Below are 23,978 nucleotides of genomic sequence, written 5' to 3'. Positions count from 1 at the left end.
AACCTTGTACCCGTACTTGGTTTGGTACCTGCAACAGATAATCGGGTTGCTATTTTGATTGATGATCTGGAGGTGGCTAATTATCTACTTACCACACCGCCACTTCCTGCAACCGATTCGGCCGAAGTGCAGTTGGGATTCCCAATTATCAATGTCACTCAACCGGTCACGAACACTGTAAGCCTGGCGCCTGGGTTCTATTTCATCACTCATTTTGATCGCTATAATTACGCGCTCGATCAAAATGGGATTGTCCGCTGGTATGTTACGCAAGATTTCCCTTCATTTAACTTTGTCCGTATTGCAAATGGCCATTTCCTTGCGACATCAGAAGCGAAAGCTACCTATCTGAATATGTATGAGTTTGACATGATGGGGCAGTTGCATCGCTTCTATGTTCTGGATAACCAATTCCATCATTCAATATGGCAGTGGGATGCAAACACGGTTATTGCCCCTTCTGAGTATACTTCTGGTAGACCCGACGCGCTTAAAAGCAACGAGGATGGTGTTTCGGTGGTTGACCTGACGACAGGCCTGGAGATTGCTTATTACGATATGGCATTGATTTTGGATCCATCGCGAACACCTCGTCCGACCGGCACAGCACCCGGTGAAGATCCCACTGTGTCAGATTGGCTACATATCAACCAAAGTTACGTAAATACGACGAATAACTTGCTGATTTCTTCGGGGCGTCATCAAAGCGCTGTGTTTGGTGTTTCTCTTGAGAATGAGTCACTGCAATTTATTATGTCGACCCATGAAGATTGGGCTGAGCAGTACCAGCCTTATTTACTGACGCCTGTAGATAACGATGGCATGCCGCTTTATGACTTTAGTCGCCCGGCGGATATTCAGGCTGCGAACCGTGATTTCTGGACGTGGGGGCAGCATAACGTTGTCGAAATTGCTAATGATGACCCAGGTATCGTGGAGTTTATGGTATTTGATAATGGTAATTTCCGTTCGCGAAATGATGAAAACAGCCTACTTCCTCCAGATAATTACAGCCGAGTGGTCCATTTTGTTATCGATCTGAACGCCATGACCGTCAAACGCCCATTTGAGTATGGGAAAGAACTAGGATCCCGTGGTTACAGTAGCTGCGTAAGTGCTAAAGAGATCCAGTCGAACGGTAATATTGTCATTCACTTTGGCGATTGTACATTTGATGAAAATGGTCGGGCTATTTCGTGTCAGCCGGGGGATAGCGACGTTATTGACCCGCAGGAGGGAACGGAGGCAATGGGTAACTTGCTCCTACAGGAGATTGATGCTGAGACAAAATCGGTGCTTTTTGAGGCGACCATGACATCTGGGTATTACAAAAATGCAGACGTGAATGGGGATGGCTATCGCTATGACATTACCAGTTTCCGTGTTTATAAGATGGGGCTGTATGACTGATTAAGGTCTCCTGTCTTGAAGCCCGATATTTCATCGGGCTTTTTTATTCGATAAAACCGAGTTGTTTACCATGTATAATCTAATTTTAACGATGTATCTAGCGATGTAAGATAGCAATCACGAAGTATTTACTAGATAGAGAGTATGAAAAGTGAAACATATTCAGCGCTTTTTTAGTAACGATGCCTCCGGTGGCATCCTCCTGATTATTGCCGCTGTAATGGCTATGCTCATGGCAAACCTGGGCGCAACCAGCGGTCTGTATCATGCTTTCCTTGAGACGCCCGTGCAGTTGCGGGTTGGCGCTCTGGAAATCAATAAAAACATGCTGTTGTGGATCAACGACGCGTTAATGGCGGTCTTTTTCCTGCTGATTGGCCTTGAGGTCAAACGCGAGCTGATGCAAGGCTCGCTGGCGACGCGTCGCCAGGCAATATTTCCGGTGATCGCTGCGCTGGGCGGCATGGTGGTTCCGGCACTGGTTTACCTGGCTTTTAACGCTCAGGACCCTATCGCCAGCAGCGGCTGGGCGATTCCGGCTGCCACCGATATTGCCTTCGCATTAGGCGTATTGGCGCTGCTCGGCAGCAGAGTACCGGCCTCGCTGAAGATCTTCCTGATGGCATTGGCGATCATCGACGATCTGGGGGCGATTGTCATTATCGCTCTGTTCTATACCAACGATCTGTCGTTACTGTCGCTGGGCGTCGCCGCGGCCGCCATTGTGGTACTGGCAGCTCTGAATCTCAGCGGAGTGCGCCGCACGGGGATCTATATTCTGGTTGGCATGGTGCTGTGGACAGCAGTACTGAAATCCGGCGTACATGCGACGCTTGCCGGGGTGATTGTTGGCTTCTTTATTCCTCTGCATGAGCAGGATGGGAAATCACCGGCGAAGCAGCTTGAGCACGTGCTGCATCCGTGGGTGGCCTTTATGATCCTGCCGCTGTTTGCCTTTGCTAACGCCGGTGTTTCTCTGGAAGGTGTCACTTTCAGCGGCCTGACATCGATGCTGCCGCTGGGCATTATCGCGGGTCTGTTTATCGGTAAACCGCTGGGAATCAGCCTGTTCTGCTGGCTGGCACTGAAGCTGAAGCTGGCCAAACTGCCTGAAGGCGCGAACTTCTCGCAGATTATGGCGGTCGGCCTGCTGTGTGGTATTGGCTTTACCATGTCTATCTTTATTGCCAGCCTGGCCTTCGGCAGCGTCGATCCATCGCTGATTAACTGGGCGAAGCTGGGCATTCTGGTCGGTTCCGTGCTGTCGGCGGTGGTGGGATATAGTTTGTTGCGCGCGTATTTAAAGCCGCAAACGGCGTAAGTATCGAAAATGATCATTAAAGGAGAGGGGAGCACAGGGCATGTCGCACATTAATTACAATCATCTTTACTACTTCTGGCATGTCTACAAGGAAGGTTCGGTCGTGGGTGCAGCGGAGGCGCTGTACCTCACGCCGCAGACTATTACCGGGCAGATCAAGGCACTGGAAGAGCGTCTGCAGGGCAAGCTGTTTAAACGTAAAGGGCGCGGTATTGAGCCGAGTGAACTGGGCGAGCTGGTGTTCCGCTATGCGGACAAGATGTTCACCTTAAGCCAGGAAATGCTGGATATCGTTAACTATCGCAAAGAGTCCAACCTGCTGTTTGACGTCGGCGTGGCCGATGCGCTGTCAAAACGGCTGGTGAGCGGTGTGCTGGATGCTGCGGTGGTGGAAGACGAGCAAATTCATCTACGCTGCTTTGAATCTACGCATGAGATGCTGCTGGAGCAGCTGAGCCAGCATAAGCTGGATATGATTATCTCCGACTGCCCAATCGACTCCACGCAGCAGGAAGGGCTGTTCTCGGTGAAGATTGGTGAGTGCAGCGTCAGCTTCTGGTGTATGAATCCGCCACCGGAAAAACCCTTCCCGGCCTGTCTGGAAGAGCGCCGCCTGCTGGTGCCCGGCCGCCGTTCTATGCTGGGGCGTAAACTGCTGAACTGGTTTAACGTGCAGGGGCTGAAGGTGGAGATTCTCGGTGAGTTTGATGACGCCGCGTTGATGAAGGCGTTTGGGGCTGCGCATAACGCTATTTTCGTCGCACCGACGCTGTATGCGCATGATTTTTACGCGGATAACAGCATCGTGGAAATCGGTCGTATGGACAGCGTCATGGAGGAGTATCACGCGATATTTGCCGAACGTATGATCCAGCACCCGGCGGTACAGCGTATCTGCCACCGCGACTATTCCGCGCTTTTTGCTGAGCCGGAAAAGGTGACTCGCTGAGAAGCGAAAACGGTAAATCTGCCTGATAAACGCTGTGTGAACAGCGAGTCCGGAGCTCATCACTCGATGATTGCTCCGGCTTATCGGGCCTGCATTTTATTCTTCCCCTGCGTTAAACCAGGTCAAACATCCCAAATTGCAGACGTAAAAAAACCCGCATAAAGCGGGTTTTTTTCAAAGCTGATAACAAGCGGGCGATTAAGCCAGTTTGTTGATCTGTGCAGTCAGGTTTGCTTTATGACGTGCAGCTTTGTTTTTGTGGATCAGACCTTTAGCAGCCTGACGGTCCACGATTGGTTGCATTTCGTTAAATGCTTTCAGTGCAGTAGCTTTGTCGCCAGCTTCGATAGCTGCGTATACTTTCTTGATGAAAGTACGCATCATAGAGCGACGGCTAGCGTTGTGCTTGCGGGCCTTTTCAGACTGAACGGCGCGCTTCTTAGCTGATTTGATATTAGCCAAGGTCCAACTCCCAAATGTGTTCTATATGGACAATTCAAAGGCCGAGGAGAATGCCCGTTTAGCCTTCTTTTGTCAATGGATTTGTGCAAATAAGCGCCGCTAAAATGACAACGCTGCATTACGTAGTGATGGCGCAGGATTCTACCAGCTTGTGGGCAACGAATACAGTCTTTCTGGCACAAAAATCACCCGGCCCGGCTATATTTTCTTGCCATTCCGACGGATGCCGATGAAATCATTCCCTCTTTCGGCGACGAGGTGCAATAGCGGGTTAACGTGAGCTGCTGTACAAGGTATACTCTGACGATTTTCACTCTTTTGAGCCAGACATGAAGCTGATACGCGGCATACATAATCTCAGTCAGGCACCACATGGGTGCGTACTGACCATTGGTAATTTCGACGGTGTGCATCGTGGGCATCAGGCGCTACTGCAGGGCTTACGTGCTGAAGGCAGGGCGCGAGGTTTGCCTGTGGTGGTGATGATTTTTGAACCGCAGCCGCTGGAACTTTTCGCCGCTGATAAAGCCCCTGCGCGCCTGACGCGTCTGCGCGAAAAGCTGTGCTATCTGGCTGAAAGTGGAGTGGACTACGTCGTTTGCTTACGCTTTGACCGACGCTTTGCTGCGCTGACCGCCCAGGCGTTTATTAGCGACCTGCTGGTGAAACGTCTTGGCGTCCAGTTCCTCGCAGTAGGGGATGATTTCCGCTTTGGCGCTGGTCGTCAGGGCGATTTCTTGTTATTACAGAAGGCTGGCGCAGAGTTTGGCTTCGACATCACCAGTACGCAAACTTTCTGTCACGGCGGTGTGCGTATTAGTAGTACTGCGGTGCGTCAGGCGCTGGCCGAAGATAACCTTGAGCAAGCCGAAAACCTGCTGGGCCATCCGTTTATCATCTCCGGTCGCGTCGTGCACGGCGATGAGCTGGGCCGCACCATTGGCTTCCCGACGGCAAACCTGCCGCTGCGTCGTCAGGTCTCCCCGGTAAAAGGGGTATATGCGGTGGAAGTGATGGGACTGGGTGATAAGCCTCTGCCGGGCGTAGCCAATATTGGTACGCGTCCGACGGTTGCTGGCGTACGTCAGCAGCTGGAAGTGCATTTGCTGGACGTTGTAATGGACCTTTATGGTCGCCACATAGATGTAGTGCTGCGTAAGAAAATACGCAATGAGCAGCGATTTGCGTCGCTGGATGAACTAAAGGCGCAGATTGCGCGTGATGAATTAACGGCCCGCGAGTTTTTTGGGCTATCAAACCCGGCTTAAATGCCTACGTAAAAATACGGAACCGAGAATCTGATGAGTGACTATAAATCAACCCTGAATTTGCCGGAAACAGGGTTCCCGATGCGCGGCGATCTCGCCAAGCGTGAACCGGGAATGCTGGCGCGTTGGACCGAAGATGACCTGTACGGCATTATTCGTAACGCGAAAAAGGGCAAAAAAACCTTCATTCTGCATGATGGCCCTCCATATGCGAATGGCAGCATTCATATTGGTCACTCTGTAAACAAGATTCTCAAAGACATTATTATTAAGTCCAAAGGACTGACCGGCTACGACTCGCCTTATGTTCCTGGCTGGGACTGCCATGGTCTGCCAATTGAACTCAAGGTTGAACAAGAGTTCGGTAAGCCGGGTGAGAAGTTCACGGCGGCAGAATTCCGCGCGAAATGCCGCGAATACGCAGCAGGCCAGGTTGATGGTCAGCGTAACGACTTTATCCGTCTGGGCGTGCTGGGCGACTGGCAGCATCCGTACCTGACGATGGACTTCAAAACTGAAGCCAACATCATTCGTGCGCTCGGTAAAATCATTCACAACGGCCACATGCTGAAAGGCGCTAAGCCTGTGCACTGGTGCGTTGACTGCCGTTCTGCGCTGGCAGAAGCGGAAGTGGAGTATTACGACAAAACCTCCCCATCTATCGATGTGGCATTCCACGCCGTTGATGCGGATGCGGTAAAAGCGAAATTTGGTGCCAGCAACGTTAATGGCCCTGTTTCCCTGGTTATCTGGACGACTACCCCGTGGACGCTGCCTGCGAACCGTGCGATCTCTATCTCTTCTGAGTTTGAATACGCGCTGGTGCAGATTGACGGTCAGGCCGTCATCGTGGCGAAAGATCTGCTCGATAGCGTCATGGCGCGTATCGGCGCGACCGATTACACCGTGCTGGGCACCGTTAAAGGCGCCGATCTTGAACTGATGCGTTTTACCCATCCGTTCATGGGCTTCGATGTGCCTGCTATCCTGGGCGACCACGTGACTCTGGATGCCGGTACCGGTGCGGTCCATACCGCCGGTGGTCACGGTCCTGACGACTACGTTATCAGCCAGAAATACGGCCTGGAGATTGCTAACCCGGTTGGCCCAGACGGCACTTATCTGGCAGGCACCTACCCAGAATTAGACGGCGTGAACGTCTTCAAAGCCAACGACAAAATCGTTGCGCTGTTGACCGAAAAAGGCGCGCTGCTGCACGTTGAGAAAATGCTGCACAGCTATCCGTGCTGCTGGCGTCACAAAACGCCAATCATCTTCCGTGCGACGCCGCAGTGGTTCATCAGCATGGATCAGAAAGGACTGCGCATTCAGTCGCTCAAAGAGATCGACCGTATTGAGCAGGATGGTCTGACAAAAGAAAATCTGAGCGGCTGGATCCCTGCATGGGGTAAAGCGCGTATCGAATCGATGGTCGCCAACCGCCCTGACTGGTGTATCTCCCGTCAGCGTACCTGGGGCGTGCCGATGTCGCTGTTCGTGCATAAAGACACCGAAGAGCTGCACCCGCGTACCACCGAACTGATTGAAGAAGTCGCTAAATACGTTGAGAAAGACGGCATTCAGGCGTGGTGGGATCTCGACCCACGTGAAATCCTCGGCGACGACGCTGATAACTACGTGAAAGTCCCGGATACTCTGGACGTGTGGTTCGACTCCGGTTCTACCAGCTACTCCGTGGTGGATGCGCGTCCAGAATTTGGCGGCCACACCCCGGATATGTATCTGGAAGGTTCTGACCAGCACCGCGGTTGGTTCATGTCCTCCCTGATGATTTCCACGGCGATGAAAGGCAAAGCGCCTTACCGTCAGGTACTGACCCACGGTTTCACCGTTGATGGTCAGGGCCGTAAGATGTCCAAATCTATCGGTAACACCGTTTCTCCGCAGGACGTGATGAACAAACTGGGTGCGGATATTCTGCGCCTGTGGGTGGCATCCACCGACTACACCGGTGAAATGGCTGTTTCTGATGAAATTCTCAAACGTGCTGCCGACAGCTATCGTCGTATCCGTAACACCGCGCGCTTCCTGCTGGCGAACCTTAACGGTTTCGATCCGGTAAAAGACATGGTGAAACCGGAAGAGATGGTTGTTCTGGATCGCTGGGCGGTTGGCTGTGCGAAAGAAGCGCAGGAAGACATCCTGAAAGCGTACGAATCCTATGATTTCCACGAAGTGGTACAGCGTCTGATGCGCTTCTGCTCCGTTGAAATGGGCTCGTTCTATCTCGACATCATCAAAGACCGCCAGTACACCGCGAAAGCGGACAGCGTGGCGCGTCGTAGCTGCCAGACCGCGCTGTACCACATCGCAGAAGCGCTGGTTCGCTGGATGGCACCGATCATGTCCTTCACCGCGGATGAAATCTGGGGCTATCTGCCAGGTTCTCGCGAGAAATACGTCTTTACCGGCGAATGGTACGAAGGTCTGTTTGGTCTGGACGAAAGCGAAGCGATGAACGACGGCTTCTGGGACGTTCTGCTGCAGGTTCGTGGCGAAGTGAACAAGGTTATCGAGCAGGCGCGTGCTGATAAGAAAGTCGGTGGCTCGCTGGAAGCGGCGGTGACTCTGTACGCTGAACCTGAGCTGGCGGCGAAACTGACCGCGCTGGGCGATGAACTGCGATTTGTCCTGTTGACCTCCGGGGCCAAAGTTGCGGATTATGCGCAGGCGACCGCTGATGCCCAGCAGAGCGAACTGCTGAAAGGCCTGAAAGTGGCGCTGAATAAAGCCGAAGGTGAGAAGTGCCCGCGCTGCTGGCATTACACTCAGGACGTTGGCAAGGTGGCGGAGCATGCAGAAATCTGCGGCCGCTGTGTAAGCAACATCGCCGGTGATGGCGAAAAACGTAAGTTTGCCTGATGAGTCAATCTGTCTGTTCAACAGGGCTGCGCTGGCTGTGGCTGGTGGTAGTCGTGCTGATTATCGACTTAGGCAGCAAATATCTGATCCTCCAGAACTTCGCTCTGGGGGATACGGTATCGCTGTTCCCGTCGCTTAATCTGCATTATGCGCGTAACTATGGCGCTGCGTTCAGCTTCCTGGCTGACAGCGGCGGCTGGCAGCGCTGGTTCTTCGCCGGAATTGCGGTGGGGATCTGCGTTATCCTGGCGGTGCTGATGTACCGCTCCAAAGCGACGCAGAAGCTCAATAACATCGCCTATGCGCTGATTATTGGCGGCGCGCTGGGTAACCTGTTCGACCGTCTGTGGCATGGTTTCGTCGTCGACATGATCGATTTCTACGTCGGCGATTGGCACTTTGCTACCTTCAACCTGGCCGATACCGCCATTTGCATCGGTGCGGCGCTGGTTGTGCTGGAAGGATTCTTACCTTCTAAACAGAAAAAAGCCGCGTAATAAAAAGCCGGATGTTGCTTGCGCATATCCGGCTGACATTATCAGGCAATCTTTGTAGGCCCGGTGGCATCGCGCCATCGGGCACACAGATGAAAAGAAAGCACTCAAGACGGTGCCATACTTATAACAATCATCGTCATTCCAATGTCGTAAGATAGAAGGCTGTCCCTGCATGTCTAAAACGATTCAAAGCAATAGCGCAGTGCTGGTGCACTTCACGCTGAAACTCGACGATGGCTCTACCGCCGAGTCAACCCGTAGCAATGGCAAACCAGCGCTGTTTCGTCTGGGTGATGCTACGCTGTCTGAAGGGCTGGAACAGCACCTTCTCGGCCTCAAGGCCGGGGACAAAAAAGCGTTCTCGCTGGAGCCGGATGCGGCATTTGGTATCTCAACGCCGGATCTGATTCAGTATTTCTCCCGCCGCGAATTTATGGATGCGGGCGAGCCAACCATCGGGGCGATCATGCTGTTCACCGCAATGGATGGCAGCGAAATGCCGGGCGTTGTGCGCGAGATTAACGGTGATTCTATCACGGTTGATTTCAACCATCCGTTGGCAGGTCATACCGTTCACTTTGATATTGAAGTACTGGAAGTCGATCCGGTACTGGAGGCGTAAAATGCAGATCCTGTTGGCCAACCCACGCGGCTTTTGTGCAGGCGTTGACCGCGCTATCAGCATTGTTGAAAATGCGCTCGCCATCTATGGCGCGCCCATCTATGTGCGTCACGAAGTGGTCCATAACCGCTACGTGGTGGACAGCCTGCGCGAACGCGGGGCTATCTTTATCGAGCAGATTAGCGAAGTGCCGGATGGCGCGATCCTGATCTTCTCCGCTCATGGCGTTTCTCAGGCCGTGCGTAACGAAGCCAAAGGCCGTGATTTAACGGTGTTTGATGCGACCTGCCCGTTAGTGACCAAAGTGCATATGGAGGTTGCTCGCGCCAGTCGTCGTGGTGAAGAGTCGATTCTTATCGGCCACGCCGGTCATCCGGAAGTGGAAGGCACCATGGGCCAGTACAGCAACCCGAAAGGGGGCATGTATCTGGTCGAATCACCGGAAGACGTCCTGACGCTGGCGGTGAAGGATGAGAGCAAGCTGTCATTTATGACCCAGACTACGCTTTCGGTAGATGACACGTCTGACGTCATTGACGCACTGCGTCAGCGTTTCCCGAAAATCGTTGGTCCGCGTAAAGATGATATTTGCTACGCCACCACTAACCGCCAGGAAGCGGTGCGTTCGCTCGCTCAGCAGGCGGATGTCGTGCTGGTGGTTGGCTCGAAGAACTCCTCCAACTCAAACCGTTTGGCCGAGCTGGCGCAGCGAATGGGCAAAGCTGCCTATCTGATTGATGATGCCACGGATATTCAGGAAGCCTGGGTGAAAGATGCCGCCTGCGTCGGCGTAACCGCCGGGGCGTCGGCGCCGGATATTCTGGTGCAAAACGTCATCGCCCGTCTGCAATCGCTGGGCGGTGGTGAAGCCATTACCCTCGAAGGCCGTGAAGAGAATATCGTCTTTGAGGTTCCACGCGAGCTGCGTGTGGATGTTCGTGAAGTCGAATAAATGACGGGGAGCGCAAAGCTCCCCGTTTGTATTTAAACGCTGTTGTTATTCTGCATCATGGTGCCATCCTGCTGATGAGCTATCAGGGTACTCTCAAGACAGTGAAAAATCCTCTATCAGGCGAGAAACGATCTGACGGTCTTCAGCCGTCAGCGGCCAACCCGGATGACGGCAGTAGTCGCTGTTGATTATCCCGCGCTGATACAGCACGTTTTTTTCGGCCTGAATAATGTATTCACAGTGGCTCATCCAGCGCTGAATATACGGCAGCAAACGCTGGTGCATGGCCTGCGCCTCGGCCAATTCACCTTGCTGCCAATGGCGGTAGATTTGCACATACACTTCGGTGAAGGAGCAACCGGGCATAACGCCTTTGCCTCCTGCCGCTAGCATTTCAAGCATATATAGCCCCGCGTAACCGTTGAGAACGCTGGCCTGCGGAGCCTGTGCTATAAATGCTCGGGTATAATCTACCGGTGGATTGCACTCGATTTTAAACACCGCGTGAGGGTAACGAACTGCAACGGCAGCAAGCTGCTCAGGGTGCATCGGCAATCCGGTCTCACCCGGTGCGTACTGCACCATCACGGGTATTTCAACGGCTTCCAAAACGGCGAAAATATGCGCCTGTATTGCGTCATGGCTGGGTTGCAGAAAAAACGGCGGCAGTAACATTAGCGCGTCAGCGCCAAGCTGCTGGTAATATTTCGCGCGTTTTACCGCAAGCTCAGTGCAGTGCTCAGTCACGGAAATCGCCCGGAACAGCGGGCTGCTTGAGAGAGTGTGAACAAATGCCTGTGCCAGCCATTCGCGTTCGATATCGGCAAGTTTAGGGAATTCACTCGCGATACCAAATAGCGTCGCACCATTAGCACCACTCGTGGCGAGGTGTTCCAGCAGGCGGAGGAAACTACGTTTATCGATGTCACCCTGTGAGGTAAATGGCATCGCAACTATTGGGTTAACGCCGACAATGTCGGCAGTTGCATAGCGACTGTTCATGCCATGTCCTCCCGGTCTGCCAATACCGCTCCCTGTGCGGCGGGTAATGCCCAATGGCGGTAAAGCCGCAGAAATCCTCGCGGTACTTCCTTGTATATGGGCTGCCACGTTTCGCGACGCTGCGCCAGAATGCCTTCATCAATATGAAGGGTTAGCGAGCGTGAAGGAATGTCGATGGAAATCTCATCGCCATTCTCCACTAGCCCCAGGGCCCCGCCCTCGATAGCCTCTGGGGAGATATGCCCGACAAACAGACCGCGATTGGAGCCGGAGAAGCGCCCGTCAGTAATCAACGCGCAGCTGTCAGATAGCCCCATTCCTTCAAGGCATTTCATGGGCTTGTACATTTCCGGCATTCCCGGCCCACCTTTTGGCCCTTCATAGCGCAGCACTAGCACACTGCCCGGCGCGATGCGGCCAGACATGATGGCATCGACGGACTCCTGTTCGCTGTTGAATACCACTGCCGGGCCACGGAATGTCATCAGGTTTTCTGGCACCGCTGCGGGTTTCACTACGCAGCCTAGCGGCGATAGATTGCCGTGCAGCACTGCTACGCCAGCCTCATTACGAACTGGGATTGCCAGCGTGCGGATGACTTCCGGGCGAGAGGTGATGTGATGCTCTGCGTGCAACTGACCTTTAGTTTGACCGACTACGGTCAGCGCCTCGGCATGCATCAGGGAGGATATTTCATATTCCACCGCCCGGACACCACCGGCCTCCCAGAAGTCGATCATGTCATATTCGGAAGCCGGATAGAGCGAGGCGACCAAAGGAACATGGTGGCTCAGTTCATCAAAGGCGGACAGCGGCAGGTGGCCCAGTTCTGCTTCGTAATGAATTGCTTGCAGATGAAGAATGGCGTTCGTGGAGCCGCCCGTCGCCAGCAGGTATACCATGGCGTTATGGATAGAGTGCGGGGTAATAATCCGGCGTGCGTTGATGCCGTTACGTACCAGCGTCACCGCCTGTTTACCCGTTGCATACGCACAGTCGCGCCGTACCTGTGAAATCGCCGGTAGCGTGCTGCTACCGGGTAGGCTCATGCCCAGTACTTCGGCAATGCAGCACATGGTGTTAGCTGTGCCATACATGGTGCAGGAGCCTGGACCTGGTTCGGCAATGTTCTCAATGCGGGCGAATTCTTCTTCGCTGATTTCGCCGCGCTTTTTCCAGCCGATGGCTTCAGTAACGATGTTGCCATCCCAGTGTTTTCCTTTGTATTCCGCCGGGTACATCGGGCCACCGTTGACCATAATTGCTGGAATATCGAGCCGCGCGGCCGCCATCAACATCGCTGGGACGATTTTATCGCAAGAGCCGAGCAACACCATGCCGTCGAAGCGGTGGGCACGCATCATGGCTTCAATCGACATCGTAATCACTTCACGGGCCGCGAGAATATAGCGCATCCCCAGGTGCCCCTCGGCAATCCCGTCGCAGGGAGCGATGGTGCCAAACACCATTCCCACGCCGCCCGCTTCCTCAATGCCTTTCAGGACGTGAGCCGTCAGCTCATTGAGATTGGCGTGACCGGCAGTGGCGTTGGTATAACTATTGACCACCGCAATCACCGGGCGACGCAGCTGTTCATCGGTGTGCCCCATCGATTTATACAACGCCCGTTTCAGCGCGCCGTCGTCACCTTCCAACACTGGATTGAAATGCGTGCCACAGCTGGCACATCCTCCGCAACTACTCATATTCACAATCTCTTTGTTCAGTTAGCGACGTAGAGTCGCATCAGAATGACGGGCAGCAGTCTGCTCATCGCTGGGTTCAGGTTCAGAAACGATTTTTTTGGGGTTGGCGAGCCGTGCAGGCAGGGCGAGTATCAGCGGTGCGCATAGCAGCAGGAACGCGGCCAGAATGTAGAGGCCCACATCGGCGCGCCCAGTGGCATCTTTCAACCAGCCAAGTACCGTAGGGCCGAAGAAGCCAGCAAGGTTGCCGATAGAATTTACAAAAGCGATACCCGCGGCGGCGGCCGTACCGGAAAGCAGAGCGCCAGGTAGGCTGATATAGGTGGGAATGAGCGCAAGCGTGCCGGACATAGCCACACAAATCCATGCCATCATCCAGAAGGTGGAGCCGCTACAGTACGCGCTAAGAGCTAGGCCCACGCAGCCAATTAGCGCTGGAATGGCGATATGCCAGCGACGTTCCTGTTTGAGATCGGAATGGCGACTGTTCCAGACCATAAAACAGGCGCCGAAGACATACGGTAATGCGGCCAGTAGGCCGATATAAAAATCGTCGTTGACGCCGGAGCTTTTGATTATCGATGGCAGCCAGAAGTTGATCCCGTAGTAGCCGATGTTGAAGCTGAAAAAGACCACCGCAAGCAGCCAGACGTAGCCGTTGGACAACATCTCTTTCAGGCTGCTGTCGATCTTGCCGGAGTTGACTCGCTTACGGTTGGCTGCATCTTTCGTCAAATCGGTTATGACCACCTGCTTTTCCGCTTCGGTGAGCCATTTAGCTGATTTCACGTCGTTATCGAGATAGCGCAACACCACAAATGCCAGCAGGAATGAAGGGATCGCTTCCGCCAGAAACAGCCATTGCCAGTTATGCAATCCCTCTACCCCTTCAAATGCCTTGAGAACAAAGCCAGAAAGCGGGCTGCCGATAATAGTAGAAAGCGGTGTGACGAGGATAAATAGCCCCAGCGTGCGTGCAGAACGCCAGGAGGGGAACCACAGGGTGAGGTAGAAAATGATCCCCGGGAAGAATCCCGCTTCTGCCACGCCGAGCAGAAAACGCAGCACGTAAAACTGCGTAGGGGTTTTGACAAAAATCATCGCGGCGGACAGTACGGCCCAGGTTACCATAATGCGGGCGATCCAGAATCGAGGACCGAAGCGCTGCATCAGCAAATTGCTCGGTAGCTCAAACAGAAAGTAACCAATAAAAAAGATCCCGGCACCGAGGCCATATACGGTGTCGCTGAAATTCAACGCATCTTGCATATGCAGCTTGGCAAAGCCGATGTTGACGCGATCGAGATAGGCAAAGAAATAGCAGACGATCAAAAACGGGATCAACCTGCGGGTGATTTTGCTGTAGACCTGATTTTCAGCATGTTGACTCATGAGAATAATTCCTTTTTGAATAACAGCATGTGGATGCCGTTTAGCCAGGGAATAGAGATTCACTTCATCGTTTGGTTTTGACCTCTAGCCAGGCTTGTCGATATGCCAGCGCCCTTTGGCTCAATTCGCTCATTTTCATTCCGGGTTGGTACAGTCCGCCGCCCAGTCCGAAGCCGTTGGCACCGGCATCAACGTAGCGACGCATTTGTTCTACATCGGGGGAAATACCGCCCACTGGCAGACAGACGATGTGAGTGGGCAGTACGGCGCGGTAAGCCTTTACTACACCTGGAGAGAGCTGTTCTGCCGGAAAAAGCTTCAGGCCGCTGGCTCCTGCATCAATCGCGCTGAATGCTTCGGTTGGCGTCATCACTCCAGGCAGACTAATAAGCCCGTGCTCGCGGCTGAGGCGAATGACCTCAGGATTGTAGTCCGGCGAGATGATGAGCTGGCCACCGCTCTCGGTCACCTCATCTACTTCGCCGGGCGTTAACACCGTTCCGCCGCCAATCTGGGCGCGATTGCCTGCGTGTTTGCTCATCAGGTGAATGGATTTCAGTGCGGAAGGACTGTTGAGCGGCACTTCCAGCCAGTGGAATCCGGCCTCAAGCAGGATGTCGGTTGCTGCTAGCGCTTCATGTGGGCAAATGCCGCGCAGAATGGCAATCAGGGGCAGAGTTTCCTGCTGCCAGCGTTGAAAAAAGAGCTGTGGATTCATGATTCAGTTTCCTCAAGAAATGTTTGCAGAGTGGCCATTCCGTGAATAAAACAGGTATCGCCATCTGCGGCATGTAAAGGGATCTGCAGTGTTTGCGCAGCGAGTTGATAGCGGGCCGTCAGAGTGGGCGAGCCGACAACCCAAAGTGTGTTTTCGTTGTCGACAGCAGCCAGCTCATAGCCAATCAGCAATCCGGAGAGATAGCTGTGAATGTGCTGCGGCGCTAATTCACCCGTCAGCCGACGGGTACGGGCAGAGAAAATCAGGTGACTAAACGGTGTGCCCCGTTGGGCGGTGTTCACGCCGTTAATAAAGCTGTCTTTATCGTTCTGTTGTTCCGGTAGCACACGGCCCAGCAAAGAATGTTTGCTCAGGACGGAAAACAACTCGCCGGTCATGAACGTCGAAAATTGCGTGATTTCACCGTAACTTAAATGACTATGTTTGCTGTGAGTACCGGGTAAAATGACCACTCGCTGAGTCTCCGGGTGCAGGGCATTAAGACCCAGCAACTGGACTTCCTCGCCGCGCATCACATCTGGCAGACCAAACTGACTGACTGTACTAACGCCGGGCGTTATCCATGCCGGACTTTCCCAGGGCGTTGCTATTCGCATTGCCCGCTTAGCCAGACGCTGTGCGCCAGCGGGTGCTACAACATAAGGCACTTCTTGCCAGCCTTGCTGAGAACCGACCATACCCGCCATCACGATAGGCAGTGGACCATACTCATCTAGCCATGGCGTGAGATGTGCTCCGAGCGTGGTGGCAAATGTCTCTTTGGTCATGGATAACAAGCCGCAGGGATGCGCAATCTTTGCAATGACGCGCTGGTCCTGAAGCAGGAAAGCACGGAAGTTTGTCGTGCCCCAGTCGATAGCAATCCAGTGTTTTTTCATATCATGTAATACAAATAGGTTAGTCTTGTAATACAAGAATGCTAGGCCAAAAAAACACCACAATCTGTGAGAGAGATCGGAATTACGTCAGAGAAGGATCAAAGAATGTTTTCGAGGAATGCGGGAGGATCCTGCCAGATGTTTTTCTGTGCGGCATGCAGCAGAATGCTGCGCATTTGCGTGCGGGCTTCATCGATCCGGCGAAGACGAACGGCTTCAAATAGCAGAAAGTGCTCATCCACCGCCGTTTTGGTCTGGTGCAGATCCTCTTCTAGCGTCTGCCGGAATGAGAGCACCATTGCTGCATTTAAGGCATTACCCAGTGACAGCAAGAAAGGGTTGTGAGTGGCTCGCAGTAGCGCCTGGTGGAAAGCGATGTCTCCGGCTTCGAAGGCGGCTTTATCCGCTCCCGTCTCTCCGCGACGCATCAACGCTAGCGCGTCTTCCATTGCGGCGAGGTCGTGCGCGTTAGCCTTGAGTGCCGCAAGCGTTGCGACGCTTGGTTCAAAAATCAGGCGTGTCACCATCAATTGCTCAACCAGTTGGGCATCCACTTTTCCCGTAGACAGCCAGTTCAGCACATCCATATCCAGCAGATTCCACTGCTCGCGGGCATTAACGGTGCTGCGCTTTTTCGCCTGGGTGGAGATCAATCCCTTCGCTGCCAGGGTTGCCATTGCGTTGCGAATAGATGTTCGTGAAACGTTGTATTCCACCGCCAGCTCGTTTTCTCCCGGTAACGAAATCCCGGGCGTCAGTTCGCCACGCAAAATGCGGGTCGCGAGGTTTTGAGTAACGGATTCTGAAATACTGGCCTGTACAACTTTCATTGCAATTCCCGGCTAAGCCCATTCACTGTAGTGTCTTATATAGTAAGCTAATCACCCATCAAATGGCTAATAAACGCAGAAGGGAGAATCACTTATGGAACCTATTCGCATTATTCTAGACACCGATCCCGGCATTGATGATGCTGCGGCAATTGCTGCCGCCATTTTTGCTCCCGAGCTGGATCTGCAGTTAATGACCACCGTTGCGGGTAACGTCTCCGTCGAAAAAACCACGCGTAATGCGCTACAGCTGCTTCACTTCTGGGATGCCGATATTCCGCTGGCGCAGGGCGCGGCAGCGCCGCTGGTTCGCCCTCTGCGCGACGCCGCCTCCGTGCACGGTGAATCCGGCATGGAGGGTTACGACTTTGTCGAACATAACCGCCAGCCGCTGGCGAAACCGGCGTTTCAGGCGATTCGCGATGCGCTCATGCTGGCACCGGAGCCGGTCACGCTGGTGGCGATTGGCCCGCTAACCAACATTGCGCTGCTGCTGACGCAATATCCTGAATGCCGCTTTAATATCCGCCGCCTGGTGATTATGGGCGGCTCCGCCGGGCGCGGTAACTTTACGCCAAACGCGGAGTTCAATATCGCTATCGACCCCGAAGCCGCCGCGCTGGTGTTCCGCAGCGGCCTGGATATTGTGATGTGTGGGCTGGATGTGACCAATCAGGCGATGCTGACGCCGGAGTATCTCGCGTCCCTTCCTGCGCTCAATAAAACCGGCAATATGCTGCACGCGCTGTTTAGTCACTATCGCAGCGGCAGCATGCAGAGCGGCTTGCGGATGCACGACCTGTGCGCCATTGCGTGGCTGGTTCGCCCTGAACTGTTTACGCTGCAATCGTGTTTTGTCGCCGTGGAAACCCAGGGGCAATTTACCGCAGGCACTACCGTTGTGGATATCGAAGGGCGGCTCGGCCAGCCCGCCAACGCACAGGTGGCACTGGGGCTGGACGTTGCCGGTTTTCAGGCGTGGGTGGCCGAGGTGCTGTCCCGCGCCGCGTAGCGATCACCAGGGAACCGTATTACCGCGGAAGTCGAGATATTCAAGCCCTGGGCGCTGCTGTTTTTCCAGCAGCACGTCGACCAACAGCGGGATGGTTTCCTCAATGGTGTAGGGTGCATCAGGGCCGCCCAGCGCCGTTTTTATCCAGCCGGGTGCTATCGTCACCATCGGCCGCGCCTTCATCTCTGGACGTGCGGCCAGGCTACGCATAAACATATTCAGCGCAGCTTTGCTTCCCCGGTAAAGTTCGCGCTGCCCGCTTTCGTTGTTAGCAATACTTCCCTGGCCTGAAGACATGACGCCAATCAGCCCGCCAGCGCTGACCTGTGGGGCGATCTGTTCAATCACCCGCATCGGCGACAGCGCGTTGGTCATCATGACCTGCATAAACTCGTCGGTAGTGATTTCGCCAATGGTCTGCGACGGGTCGCGGTTGGTGGTTCCTGCATTCACAAACAGCATATCTATCGTCTGGCAGCTGAGTCGTTGGCTCAGCGCGCTGATTTGCGCCGGTTCGCAGATATCCAGTTGCTCAATGCGTACCTGCTGCGGGTATAGGTGTGCCAGCGCATGCAGCGGCGTGCGTTGTGTGATATCGCGGACGGTGCCGATCACCTGCCAGCCGTGGTGAACAAAGGTTTCCGCCATTGCGTGGCCCAGGCCGCGCGATGCGCCAATCAAAAGTAAGGTTTTACATTGCATGATGTTCTCTCCCGTTCGCGAATGCCGCGTGATGTCGAAAATATAGAAGCAAACATTAGATGGCGGAAGACGCAGCGATTACAGTAATAACCTGCACCAAACGCCTTATCTGATTCGGAGCCAACGATGAACGAACCTGATTTCAATTTGCTGCTGGCGCTGGATGCGCTATTGAGCGAAGCCAGCGTCGCCGGCGCTGCGCGCCGTTTGGGATTGAGCGCTTCGGCGATGAGCCGGACTTTAACCCGGCTGCGTACCGCCACCGGTGACCCGCTGCTGGTGCGTGCCGGTCGGCGGATGGTGTTGACGCCGCACGCGCAGGCCATCCAGCAACGGGCGAATAGCGTCACGATGGAGGCGCGTTCGGTTCTTACCCCCGCGGTGTCGGCGTTGACGCTGCCGATGTTGGAAAGAACGTTCATCCTGCGTACTAACGAAGGGTTTATCGAAACCTTCGGGCCACGTTTGATTCGCGCGGTGGCGTCTTCCGCACCGGGCGTGTGTCTCTGTTTTGTCCCGAAAGCCGAGAAAGATGCCGCGCCGCTGCGCGAAGGGCGCGTCGATCTGGAGATTGGCGTCCTCAGTGGGATGGGGCCGGAGATCCGCCTGCAGGCGCTTTTCCGCGATCGTTTTGTCGGTGTGGTACGGCAGGGACATCCGCTGTTGCAAACGAGGGAAGTGAGCGCGGAGCGCTACGCGGCCTTCGGGCACGTGGTCTCATCGCGCCACGGTAAAGCGCAGGGGCCGGTAGATAGCGCGTTGGCTGAGCATGGCTTGCAGCGCAAAATTGCCGCTATCGTGCCGGGGTATTCGGCGGCAATGTCGGTCGTTCAACACTCCGACCTCATTGCTCAGGTTCCTGCTTCCTGGTTTGCTAGTCAGCAGGTGCGTTTTGGTGAAGGGATATTTCAGGGTTTTGCGCTGCCGGTGAACACGCCACCGATTACCGTCTCGCAGATGTGGCATCCCCGAATGGAAGTTGACCCGGCGCATCGCTGGCTGCGACAGCAGGTGCTGAGCGTCTGTCAGACACCGGAGCCTGAGAGTTTCTCGCTGAGATAATCAATCATTGCTCGCATTCTGGCGGGCATGTGCTTATCGCGCGTCCACAGCAGCCACAGGTCACCGCTGTAGTCGCTGATAAACTCCCACTCGGGTAGCACCTGCACAATCTCGCCGCTGGCAAGCGCCTCGCGCGCGGTAAATAGCGGCAAACTGCCAATCCCCAGATGATGCTTCACCGCGTCCAGCCGCACGCCGGTATGGTTGGCGGCATAGCGCCCGCGCGTTTGCAGAGTTTCGACTTTATCGCCACGGCGAAACTTCCAGCGCGAGTCGGCGGGCGTTTCGCCAAGGCTGATGCAGCTGTGGTCGCGCAGCGCCTGTGGATTTTCCGGCGTGCCGTGGCGGCGCAAATATTCCGGCGTCGCGCAGATAACGTGGCTAACCGGCATCAGCGGCTTGCCGTAGAGGCCGGGCGAGGGTGATTGGCTGATGCGCAGCGCCAGATCGACACCGTCGTCAATAAGATCCATATAACGGTCTTCCAGCCTTAGGCAGACATCCACCTCGGGGAAGCGTGTGAAAAACTCCGCCATCAGAGGGTGAACCACAAAGCGCCCAACGGCTTTAGGCACGCTGACGGTCAGCCTCCCCTGCGCGACGCTTTGGTGGCTGCTGCCGGAATCGAAAGCCATTTGTGCCGCACTCAGCATCTCCTGGGCGTGTTCATACACCATTTTGCCGGTGTCGGTCAGCGCCAGCTTACGCGTAGTGCGGTGCAGCAGTTTGCTGCCTAGCGCCTGTTCAAGGCGTGAAACGCTACGGCTTATGGCCGAAGGCGTCGCCCCCGTGATTTTTGCGGCAGCAGAAAAACTGCCCTGGTCGATAATCAACACAAAGGTCGCAAGGTCAGGCAGTAGATTAGGGTTCATTTGTGCGTTCCAGGCAAAGATGTATTGAGCGTAAGCGGGATTATCGGCGCAGTTAAAGTGAATATACTCTGCTTATCAAGAGGAGAACACCATGACTGAACGCCTTTATTACACCCGCGATGCCACTCAGGGGCAGGCGAACATTATAAGCTGCCTGGCCGAGCCGGATGGCCGCTATGCCATTACGTTAGACCGCACGCTGTTTCACCCGCAGGGCGGCGGGCAGCCTTCGGACGGCGGCTGGATTGGCGATGCCGCGGTGCAAAGCGTGATCTCTCGCGGCGATGACGTGGTGCATATTGTCGAACAGGCGTTGCCGCTGGGGGAGACCCTGCTGCGCGTTGATGCCGCTGCCCGTCAGCATCATGCGCGATTACATTCTGCCGGGCATCTGATCGGTATGGCGGGCGAAGAGTGCGGCTGGCGGCCGGTTAAAGCGCATCACTGGCCGGGAGAAGGGCGTATTACCTTCGCACCGGGTGAATCAACGGTATTGCCCGAAGTCGAGGTTTTGCTGGCGATTATCAGCGCTTGGCAGGGTGAGAGCCTTCCGCGGCGAATCACTTTCGACGGCGGCCTGCGGCTGGTGGGGTTTGGTGAGCTTCCGGCTTATCCCTGCGGTGGGACACACGTCGCCCAATTATCTGAGGTCGGTGATGTGACGATAACCCAACTGAAGCTCAAGAAAGGGCAAATGATCGTCCACTATTCGTTACAGCCTTGAAATCCTTACCTGCAATGGGGCTACGTTGATTGGCTGGTAGCCTGCGTTTTTCCGGTTGTTTTCTCACCACTCCACGCGATTGCGAGCGAGTTTGACTTCTTTCCTCCACTGCGGCAATGATTCATCCTGCGGGATGAATCATGTCTTTTACTGATATTCCTCTCTGTTTATCATTAAATTCTAATTATGGACGTTTTCGGCTGGCGACCCTACAGCGGGCTAGTTACTCTGAAAACGATTTACGCAATTTTAATAAAAGAGAATAGCTATGCATGATGCACAAATCCGCGTTGCCATCGCGGGTGCCGGTGGCCGCATGGGACGGCAGTTAATTCAGGCGGCAATGGCGATGGAAGGCGTTCAACTGGGCGCCGCGCTGGAACGCGAAGGTTCCACTTTACTGGGCAGCGATGCCGGTGAACTGGCGGGCGCAGGGAAATCTGGCGTCACCGTTCAGAGCAGCCTCGACGCGGTAAAAGATGATTTTGACGTGTTTATCGATTTTACCCGCCCGGAAGGGACGTTAACGCACCTGGCATTTTGCCGTCAGCACGGTAAAGGCATGGTGATTGGTACCACCGGTTTTGACGATGCGGGAAAACAGGCCATTCAGGACGCGTCGCAGCAAATTGCCATTGTGTTCGCGGCTAACTTTAGCGTTGGCGTCAACGTGATGCTGAAGCTGCTGGAGAAAGCGGCGAAGGTGATGGGCGACTACACCGATATTGAAATTATTGAAGCGCACCATCGGCATAAAGTGGATGCGCCTTCGGGCACCGCGCTGGCAATGGGTGAGGCGATTGCCGGTGCGCTGGATAAAGATCTGAAAGAGTGCGCGGTCTATTCTCGTGAAGGTTATACCGGCGAACGCGTACCGGGCACCATTGGTTTTGCAACCGTACGTGCAGGCGACATCGTTGGTGAACATACCGCCATGTTTGCGGACATTGGCGAGCGCGTGGAGATTACCCATAAGGCTTCCAGCCGCATGACGTTTGCCAACGGTGCGGTGAGATCGGCTTTATGGCTTAAATCAAAATCAAATGGTCTTTTTGACATGCGTGATGTATTAAATTTGAATGATCTATAAGAGTTTATTACCCATCGTGATGTGGTTGTTGTAATCATAACTACTTGATTACGCAGGGCGATATTTTATCGCCCTTTATTTTATCTATTCTTTTGTATTTTATGTGTAAAGTTGGTGTTTTTATATGTTTTCCTGCCATAATGTGTTGGTTAAATGTAAATTTTGACCATCTGGTCTACTTTTTCACTCTGCCGGATACGATTTAACACTCTTCCTGGTCCGCAAGCGTTTTCTACAACGAGTTATCTGATCTTTTTGACCTCTTTTGGCGGCTGATTTACCCAGTGCCACAAAATAATAATAAAAATTGTCCTTTAAGGTAGACTTTTGTCGAGGCTGTCTCTAGAATGCCGCCGTTTGCCAGAAATACGTCGGTAAGCAAATTTGCATTGATTTGTGCCATTGTTATGAATTAATATGCAAATAAAGCGAGTAAATATTCTCTGGAGGGTGTTTTGATTAAGTCAGCGCTATTGGTTCTGGAAGACGGAACCCAGTTTTACGGTCGGGCCATCGGGGCAACGGGTTCGGCGGTTGGGGAAGTCGTTTTCAATACTTCAATGACCGGTTATCAAGAAATCCTCACTGATCCTTCCTATTCTCGCCAAATCGTCACTCTTACTTATCCCCATATTGGTAATGTCGGCACCAACGCCGCCGATGAAGAGTCTTCTCAAGTTCACGCTCAGGGTCTGGTTATTCGCGACCTGCCGCTGATTGCCAGCAACTACCGCAACACCGAAGACCTCTCTTCTTATCTTAAGCGCCATAACATTGTGGCGATTGCCGATATCGATACCCGTAAGCTGACCCGTTTGCTGCGCGAGAAAGGCGCTCAGAACGGCTGCATCATCGCCGGTGATAACCTCGATGCGCAGCTGGCGCTGGAAAAAGCCAAAGCCTTCCCGGGCCTGAACGGGATGGACCTGGCAAAAGAAGTGACCACGGCTGAAACCTACGGCTGGACCCAGGGTAGCTGGACGCTGGAAGGCGAGCTGCCGGAAGCGAAGTCCGAAGAAGAGCTACCGTTCCACGTCGTTGCCTACGATTTTGGCGCGAAACGCAACATTCTGCGTATGCTGGTTGACCGCGGCTGCCGCCTGACGGTGGTTCCGGCGAAAACCTCTGCCGAAGACGTTCTGAAGATGAATCCAGACGGTATCTTCCTGTCAAACGGCCCCGGCGACCCGGCTCCGTGTGACTACGCGATTGAAGCGATTGAAAAATTCCTCCAGACCGAGGTTCCGGTCTTCGGCATCTGCCTGGGCCATCAGCTGCTTGCGCTGGCCAGCGGTGCGAAAACCATCAAGATGAAATTCGGTCACCACGGTGGTAACCACCCGGTGAAAGATATCGATAACAACGTGGTGATGATTACCGCGCAGAACCACGGCTTTGCGGTCGATGAAGCGACGCTGCCGGCTAACCTGCGCGTGACCCACAAATCGCTGTTCGATGGCACCCTGCAGGGGATTCACCGCACCGATAAACCGGCATTTAGCTTCCAGGGCCACCCTGAAGCGAGCCCGGGTCCACACGACGCTGCGCCGCTGTTCGACCACTTTATCGAGTTAATTGAGCAATACCGTCAGTCCGCGAAATAAT

23 protein-coding genes are annotated in these 23,978 nt (G+C 54.2%); 14 read left to right on the top strand and 9 right to left on the bottom strand.

Going from position 1 to position 23,978, the window contains the following annotated elements:
* The 3 genes from LZ634_RS10650 to nhaR form a co-directional block, all read left to right on the top strand.
* Positions 1-1,410 (top strand): aryl-sulfate sulfotransferase (locus LZ634_RS10650; RefSeq protein ID WP_234504794.1); only part of this gene is annotated, 1,410 nt, incomplete at its 5' end.
* A 151-nt stretch (positions 1,411-1,561) separates the two neighbouring features.
* Positions 1,562-2,731, top strand: coding sequence for a Na+/H+ antiporter NhaA (gene nhaA / locus LZ634_RS10645; RefSeq protein ID WP_234504792.1), 1,170 nt, complete (start codon positions 1,562-1,564; stop codon positions 2,729-2,731).
* A 40-nt stretch (positions 2,732-2,771) separates the two neighbouring features.
* Positions 2,772-3,680, top strand: a complete 909-nt coding sequence (gene nhaR, locus LZ634_RS10640) for a transcriptional activator NhaR (RefSeq protein WP_234504790.1) — start codon at positions 2,772-2,774, stop codon at positions 3,678-3,680.
* 198 nt (positions 3,681-3,878) lie between these two features.
* Here nhaR and rpsT read toward each other — a convergent pair whose 3' ends face one another.
* Positions 3,879-4,142, bottom strand: coding sequence for a 30S ribosomal protein S20 (gene rpsT, locus LZ634_RS10635; RefSeq protein WP_003018940.1), 264 nt, complete (start codon positions 4,140-4,142; stop codon positions 3,879-3,881).
* 151 nt (positions 4,143-4,293) lie between these two features.
* On the opposite strand from rpsT, the gene LZ634_RS10630 reads away from it, so the two are divergent.
* The 6 genes from LZ634_RS10630 to ispH all read left to right on the top strand — a co-directional run bounded on the left by LZ634_RS10630 (position 4,294) and on the right by ispH (position 10,364).
* Positions 4,294-4,422: a hypothetical protein gene (locus LZ634_RS10630; RefSeq protein WP_234504789.1), complete on the top strand. Its 129-nt coding sequence runs from the start codon at positions 4,294-4,296 to the stop codon at positions 4,420-4,422.
* A 49-nt stretch (positions 4,423-4,471) separates the two neighbouring features.
* A complete protein-coding gene (gene ribF, locus LZ634_RS10625) occupies positions 4,472-5,410 on the top strand; it encodes a bifunctional riboflavin kinase/FAD synthetase (protein WP_234504788.1) in 939 nt (312 codons plus the stop codon).
* 33 nt (positions 5,411-5,443) lie between these two features.
* Positions 5,444-8,293 (top strand): isoleucine--tRNA ligase, encoded by a 2,850-nt coding sequence (gene ileS / locus LZ634_RS10620; RefSeq protein ID WP_234504787.1) that lies wholly within the window; start codon positions 5,444-5,446, stop codon positions 8,291-8,293.
* Positions 8,293-8,790, top strand: coding sequence for a signal peptidase II (lspA, locus tag LZ634_RS10615; RefSeq protein ID WP_234504786.1), 498 nt, complete (start codon positions 8,293-8,295; stop codon positions 8,788-8,790). Before ileS ends, lspA begins: the two co-directional genes overlap by 1 nt.
* Before the next feature lie 172 nt (positions 8,791-8,962).
* Positions 8,963-9,412 (top strand): FKBP-type peptidyl-prolyl cis-trans isomerase, encoded by a 450-nt coding sequence (gene fkpB, locus LZ634_RS10610; protein WP_234504784.1) that lies wholly within the window; start codon positions 8,963-8,965, stop codon positions 9,410-9,412.
* A gap of 1 nt (position 9,413) precedes the next feature.
* Positions 9,414-10,364: a 4-hydroxy-3-methylbut-2-enyl diphosphate reductase gene (gene ispH / locus LZ634_RS10605; RefSeq protein WP_234504783.1), complete on the top strand. Its 951-nt coding sequence runs from the start codon at positions 9,414-9,416 to the stop codon at positions 10,362-10,364.
* Positions 10,365-10,457: 93 nt separating this feature from the next.
* Here ispH and LZ634_RS10600 read toward each other — a convergent pair whose 3' ends face one another.
* The 6 genes from LZ634_RS10600 to LZ634_RS10575 form a co-directional block, all read right to left on the bottom strand.
* On the bottom strand, positions 10,458-11,366 hold the full coding sequence (locus tag LZ634_RS10600) for a dihydrodipicolinate synthase family protein (RefSeq protein WP_234504782.1): 909 nt from the start codon (positions 11,364-11,366) through the stop codon (positions 10,458-10,460).
* The gene (gene ilvD, locus LZ634_RS10595; protein WP_234504781.1) at positions 11,363-13,072 is read right to left on the bottom strand and encodes a dihydroxy-acid dehydratase; all 1,710 of its coding nucleotides are present in this window, start codon (positions 13,070-13,072) and stop codon (positions 11,363-11,365) included. Before ilvD ends, LZ634_RS10600 begins: the two co-directional genes overlap by 4 nt.
* A gap of 21 nt (positions 13,073-13,093) precedes the next feature.
* The gene (locus LZ634_RS10590; RefSeq protein WP_234504779.1) at positions 13,094-14,464 is read right to left on the bottom strand and encodes an MFS transporter; all 1,371 of its coding nucleotides are present in this window, start codon (positions 14,462-14,464) and stop codon (positions 13,094-13,096) included.
* Between the two features lie 64 nt (positions 14,465-14,528).
* Positions 14,529-15,182 carry a 2-dehydro-3-deoxy-6-phosphogalactonate aldolase gene (locus LZ634_RS10585; protein ID WP_234504777.1) on the bottom strand — a complete coding sequence of 218 codons (654 nt, stop codon included), beginning with the start codon at positions 15,180-15,182 and terminating at the stop codon, positions 14,529-14,531.
* On the bottom strand, positions 15,179-16,081 hold the full coding sequence (locus LZ634_RS10580) for a 2-dehydro-3-deoxygalactonokinase (RefSeq protein ID WP_234504775.1): 903 nt from the start codon (positions 16,079-16,081) through the stop codon (positions 15,179-15,181). The genes LZ634_RS10585 and LZ634_RS10580 overlap by 4 nt, the downstream gene beginning before the upstream one ends.
* A gap of 98 nt (positions 16,082-16,179) precedes the next feature.
* Complete coding sequence (locus LZ634_RS10575; protein ID WP_234504773.1) at positions 16,180-16,911, bottom strand: FadR/GntR family transcriptional regulator; 732 nt, start codon at positions 16,909-16,911, stop codon at positions 16,180-16,182.
* A 94-nt stretch (positions 16,912-17,005) separates the two neighbouring features.
* Between LZ634_RS10575 and rihC the strand changes: the two genes are divergently transcribed.
* Positions 17,006-17,923 (top strand): ribonucleoside hydrolase RihC, encoded by a 918-nt coding sequence (gene rihC, locus LZ634_RS10570; protein WP_234504771.1) that lies wholly within the window; start codon positions 17,006-17,008, stop codon positions 17,921-17,923.
* A gap of 3 nt (positions 17,924-17,926) precedes the next feature.
* Here rihC and LZ634_RS10565 read toward each other — a convergent pair whose 3' ends face one another.
* Positions 17,927-18,625, bottom strand: a complete 699-nt coding sequence (locus LZ634_RS10565) for an SDR family NAD(P)-dependent oxidoreductase (RefSeq protein WP_234504768.1) — start codon at positions 18,623-18,625, stop codon at positions 17,927-17,929.
* A 126-nt stretch (positions 18,626-18,751) separates the two neighbouring features.
* On the opposite strand from LZ634_RS10565, the gene LZ634_RS10560 reads away from it, so the two are divergent.
* Entirely contained in the window at positions 18,752-19,687 is a 936-nt protein-coding gene (locus LZ634_RS10560; protein WP_234504766.1) for a LysR family transcriptional regulator, read from the top strand.
* Here LZ634_RS10560 and LZ634_RS10555 read toward each other — a convergent pair.
* Positions 19,651-20,559: a LysR family transcriptional regulator gene (locus tag LZ634_RS10555; RefSeq protein WP_234504764.1), complete on the bottom strand. Its 909-nt coding sequence runs from the start codon at positions 20,557-20,559 to the stop codon at positions 19,651-19,653. The genes LZ634_RS10560 and LZ634_RS10555 overlap by 37 nt on opposite strands.
* A 91-nt stretch (positions 20,560-20,650) precedes the next feature.
* Here LZ634_RS10555 and LZ634_RS10550 point away from each other — a divergent pair, with 91 nt between their 5' ends.
* The 3 genes from LZ634_RS10550 (at position 20,651) to carA (ending at position 23,977) form a co-directional block, all read left to right on the top strand.
* Positions 20,651-21,283, top strand: coding sequence for an alanyl-tRNA editing protein (locus LZ634_RS10550; protein ID WP_234504762.1), 633 nt, complete (start codon positions 20,651-20,653; stop codon positions 21,281-21,283).
* A 268-nt stretch (positions 21,284-21,551) separates the two neighbouring features.
* Positions 21,552-22,373 (top strand): 4-hydroxy-tetrahydrodipicolinate reductase, encoded by an 822-nt coding sequence (dapB, locus tag LZ634_RS10545; RefSeq protein ID WP_234504760.1) that lies wholly within the window; start codon positions 21,552-21,554, stop codon positions 22,371-22,373.
* Positions 22,374-22,828: 455 nt separating this feature from the next.
* Positions 22,829-23,977 (top strand): glutamine-hydrolyzing carbamoyl-phosphate synthase small subunit, encoded by a 1,149-nt coding sequence (gene carA / locus LZ634_RS10540; protein WP_234504758.1) that lies wholly within the window; start codon positions 22,829-22,831, stop codon positions 23,975-23,977.
* Position 23,978 lies beyond the last annotated feature (1 nt).

The organism is Kluyvera intermedia (assembly GCF_021440345.1).
Classification (GTDB): Bacteria; Pseudomonadota; Gammaproteobacteria; order Enterobacterales; family Enterobacteriaceae; genus Kluyvera; species Kluyvera intermedia_A.
The sequence above is the reverse complement of the archived record's forward strand: the minus strand, read 5'-3'. Positions and strand labels throughout refer to the sequence as shown.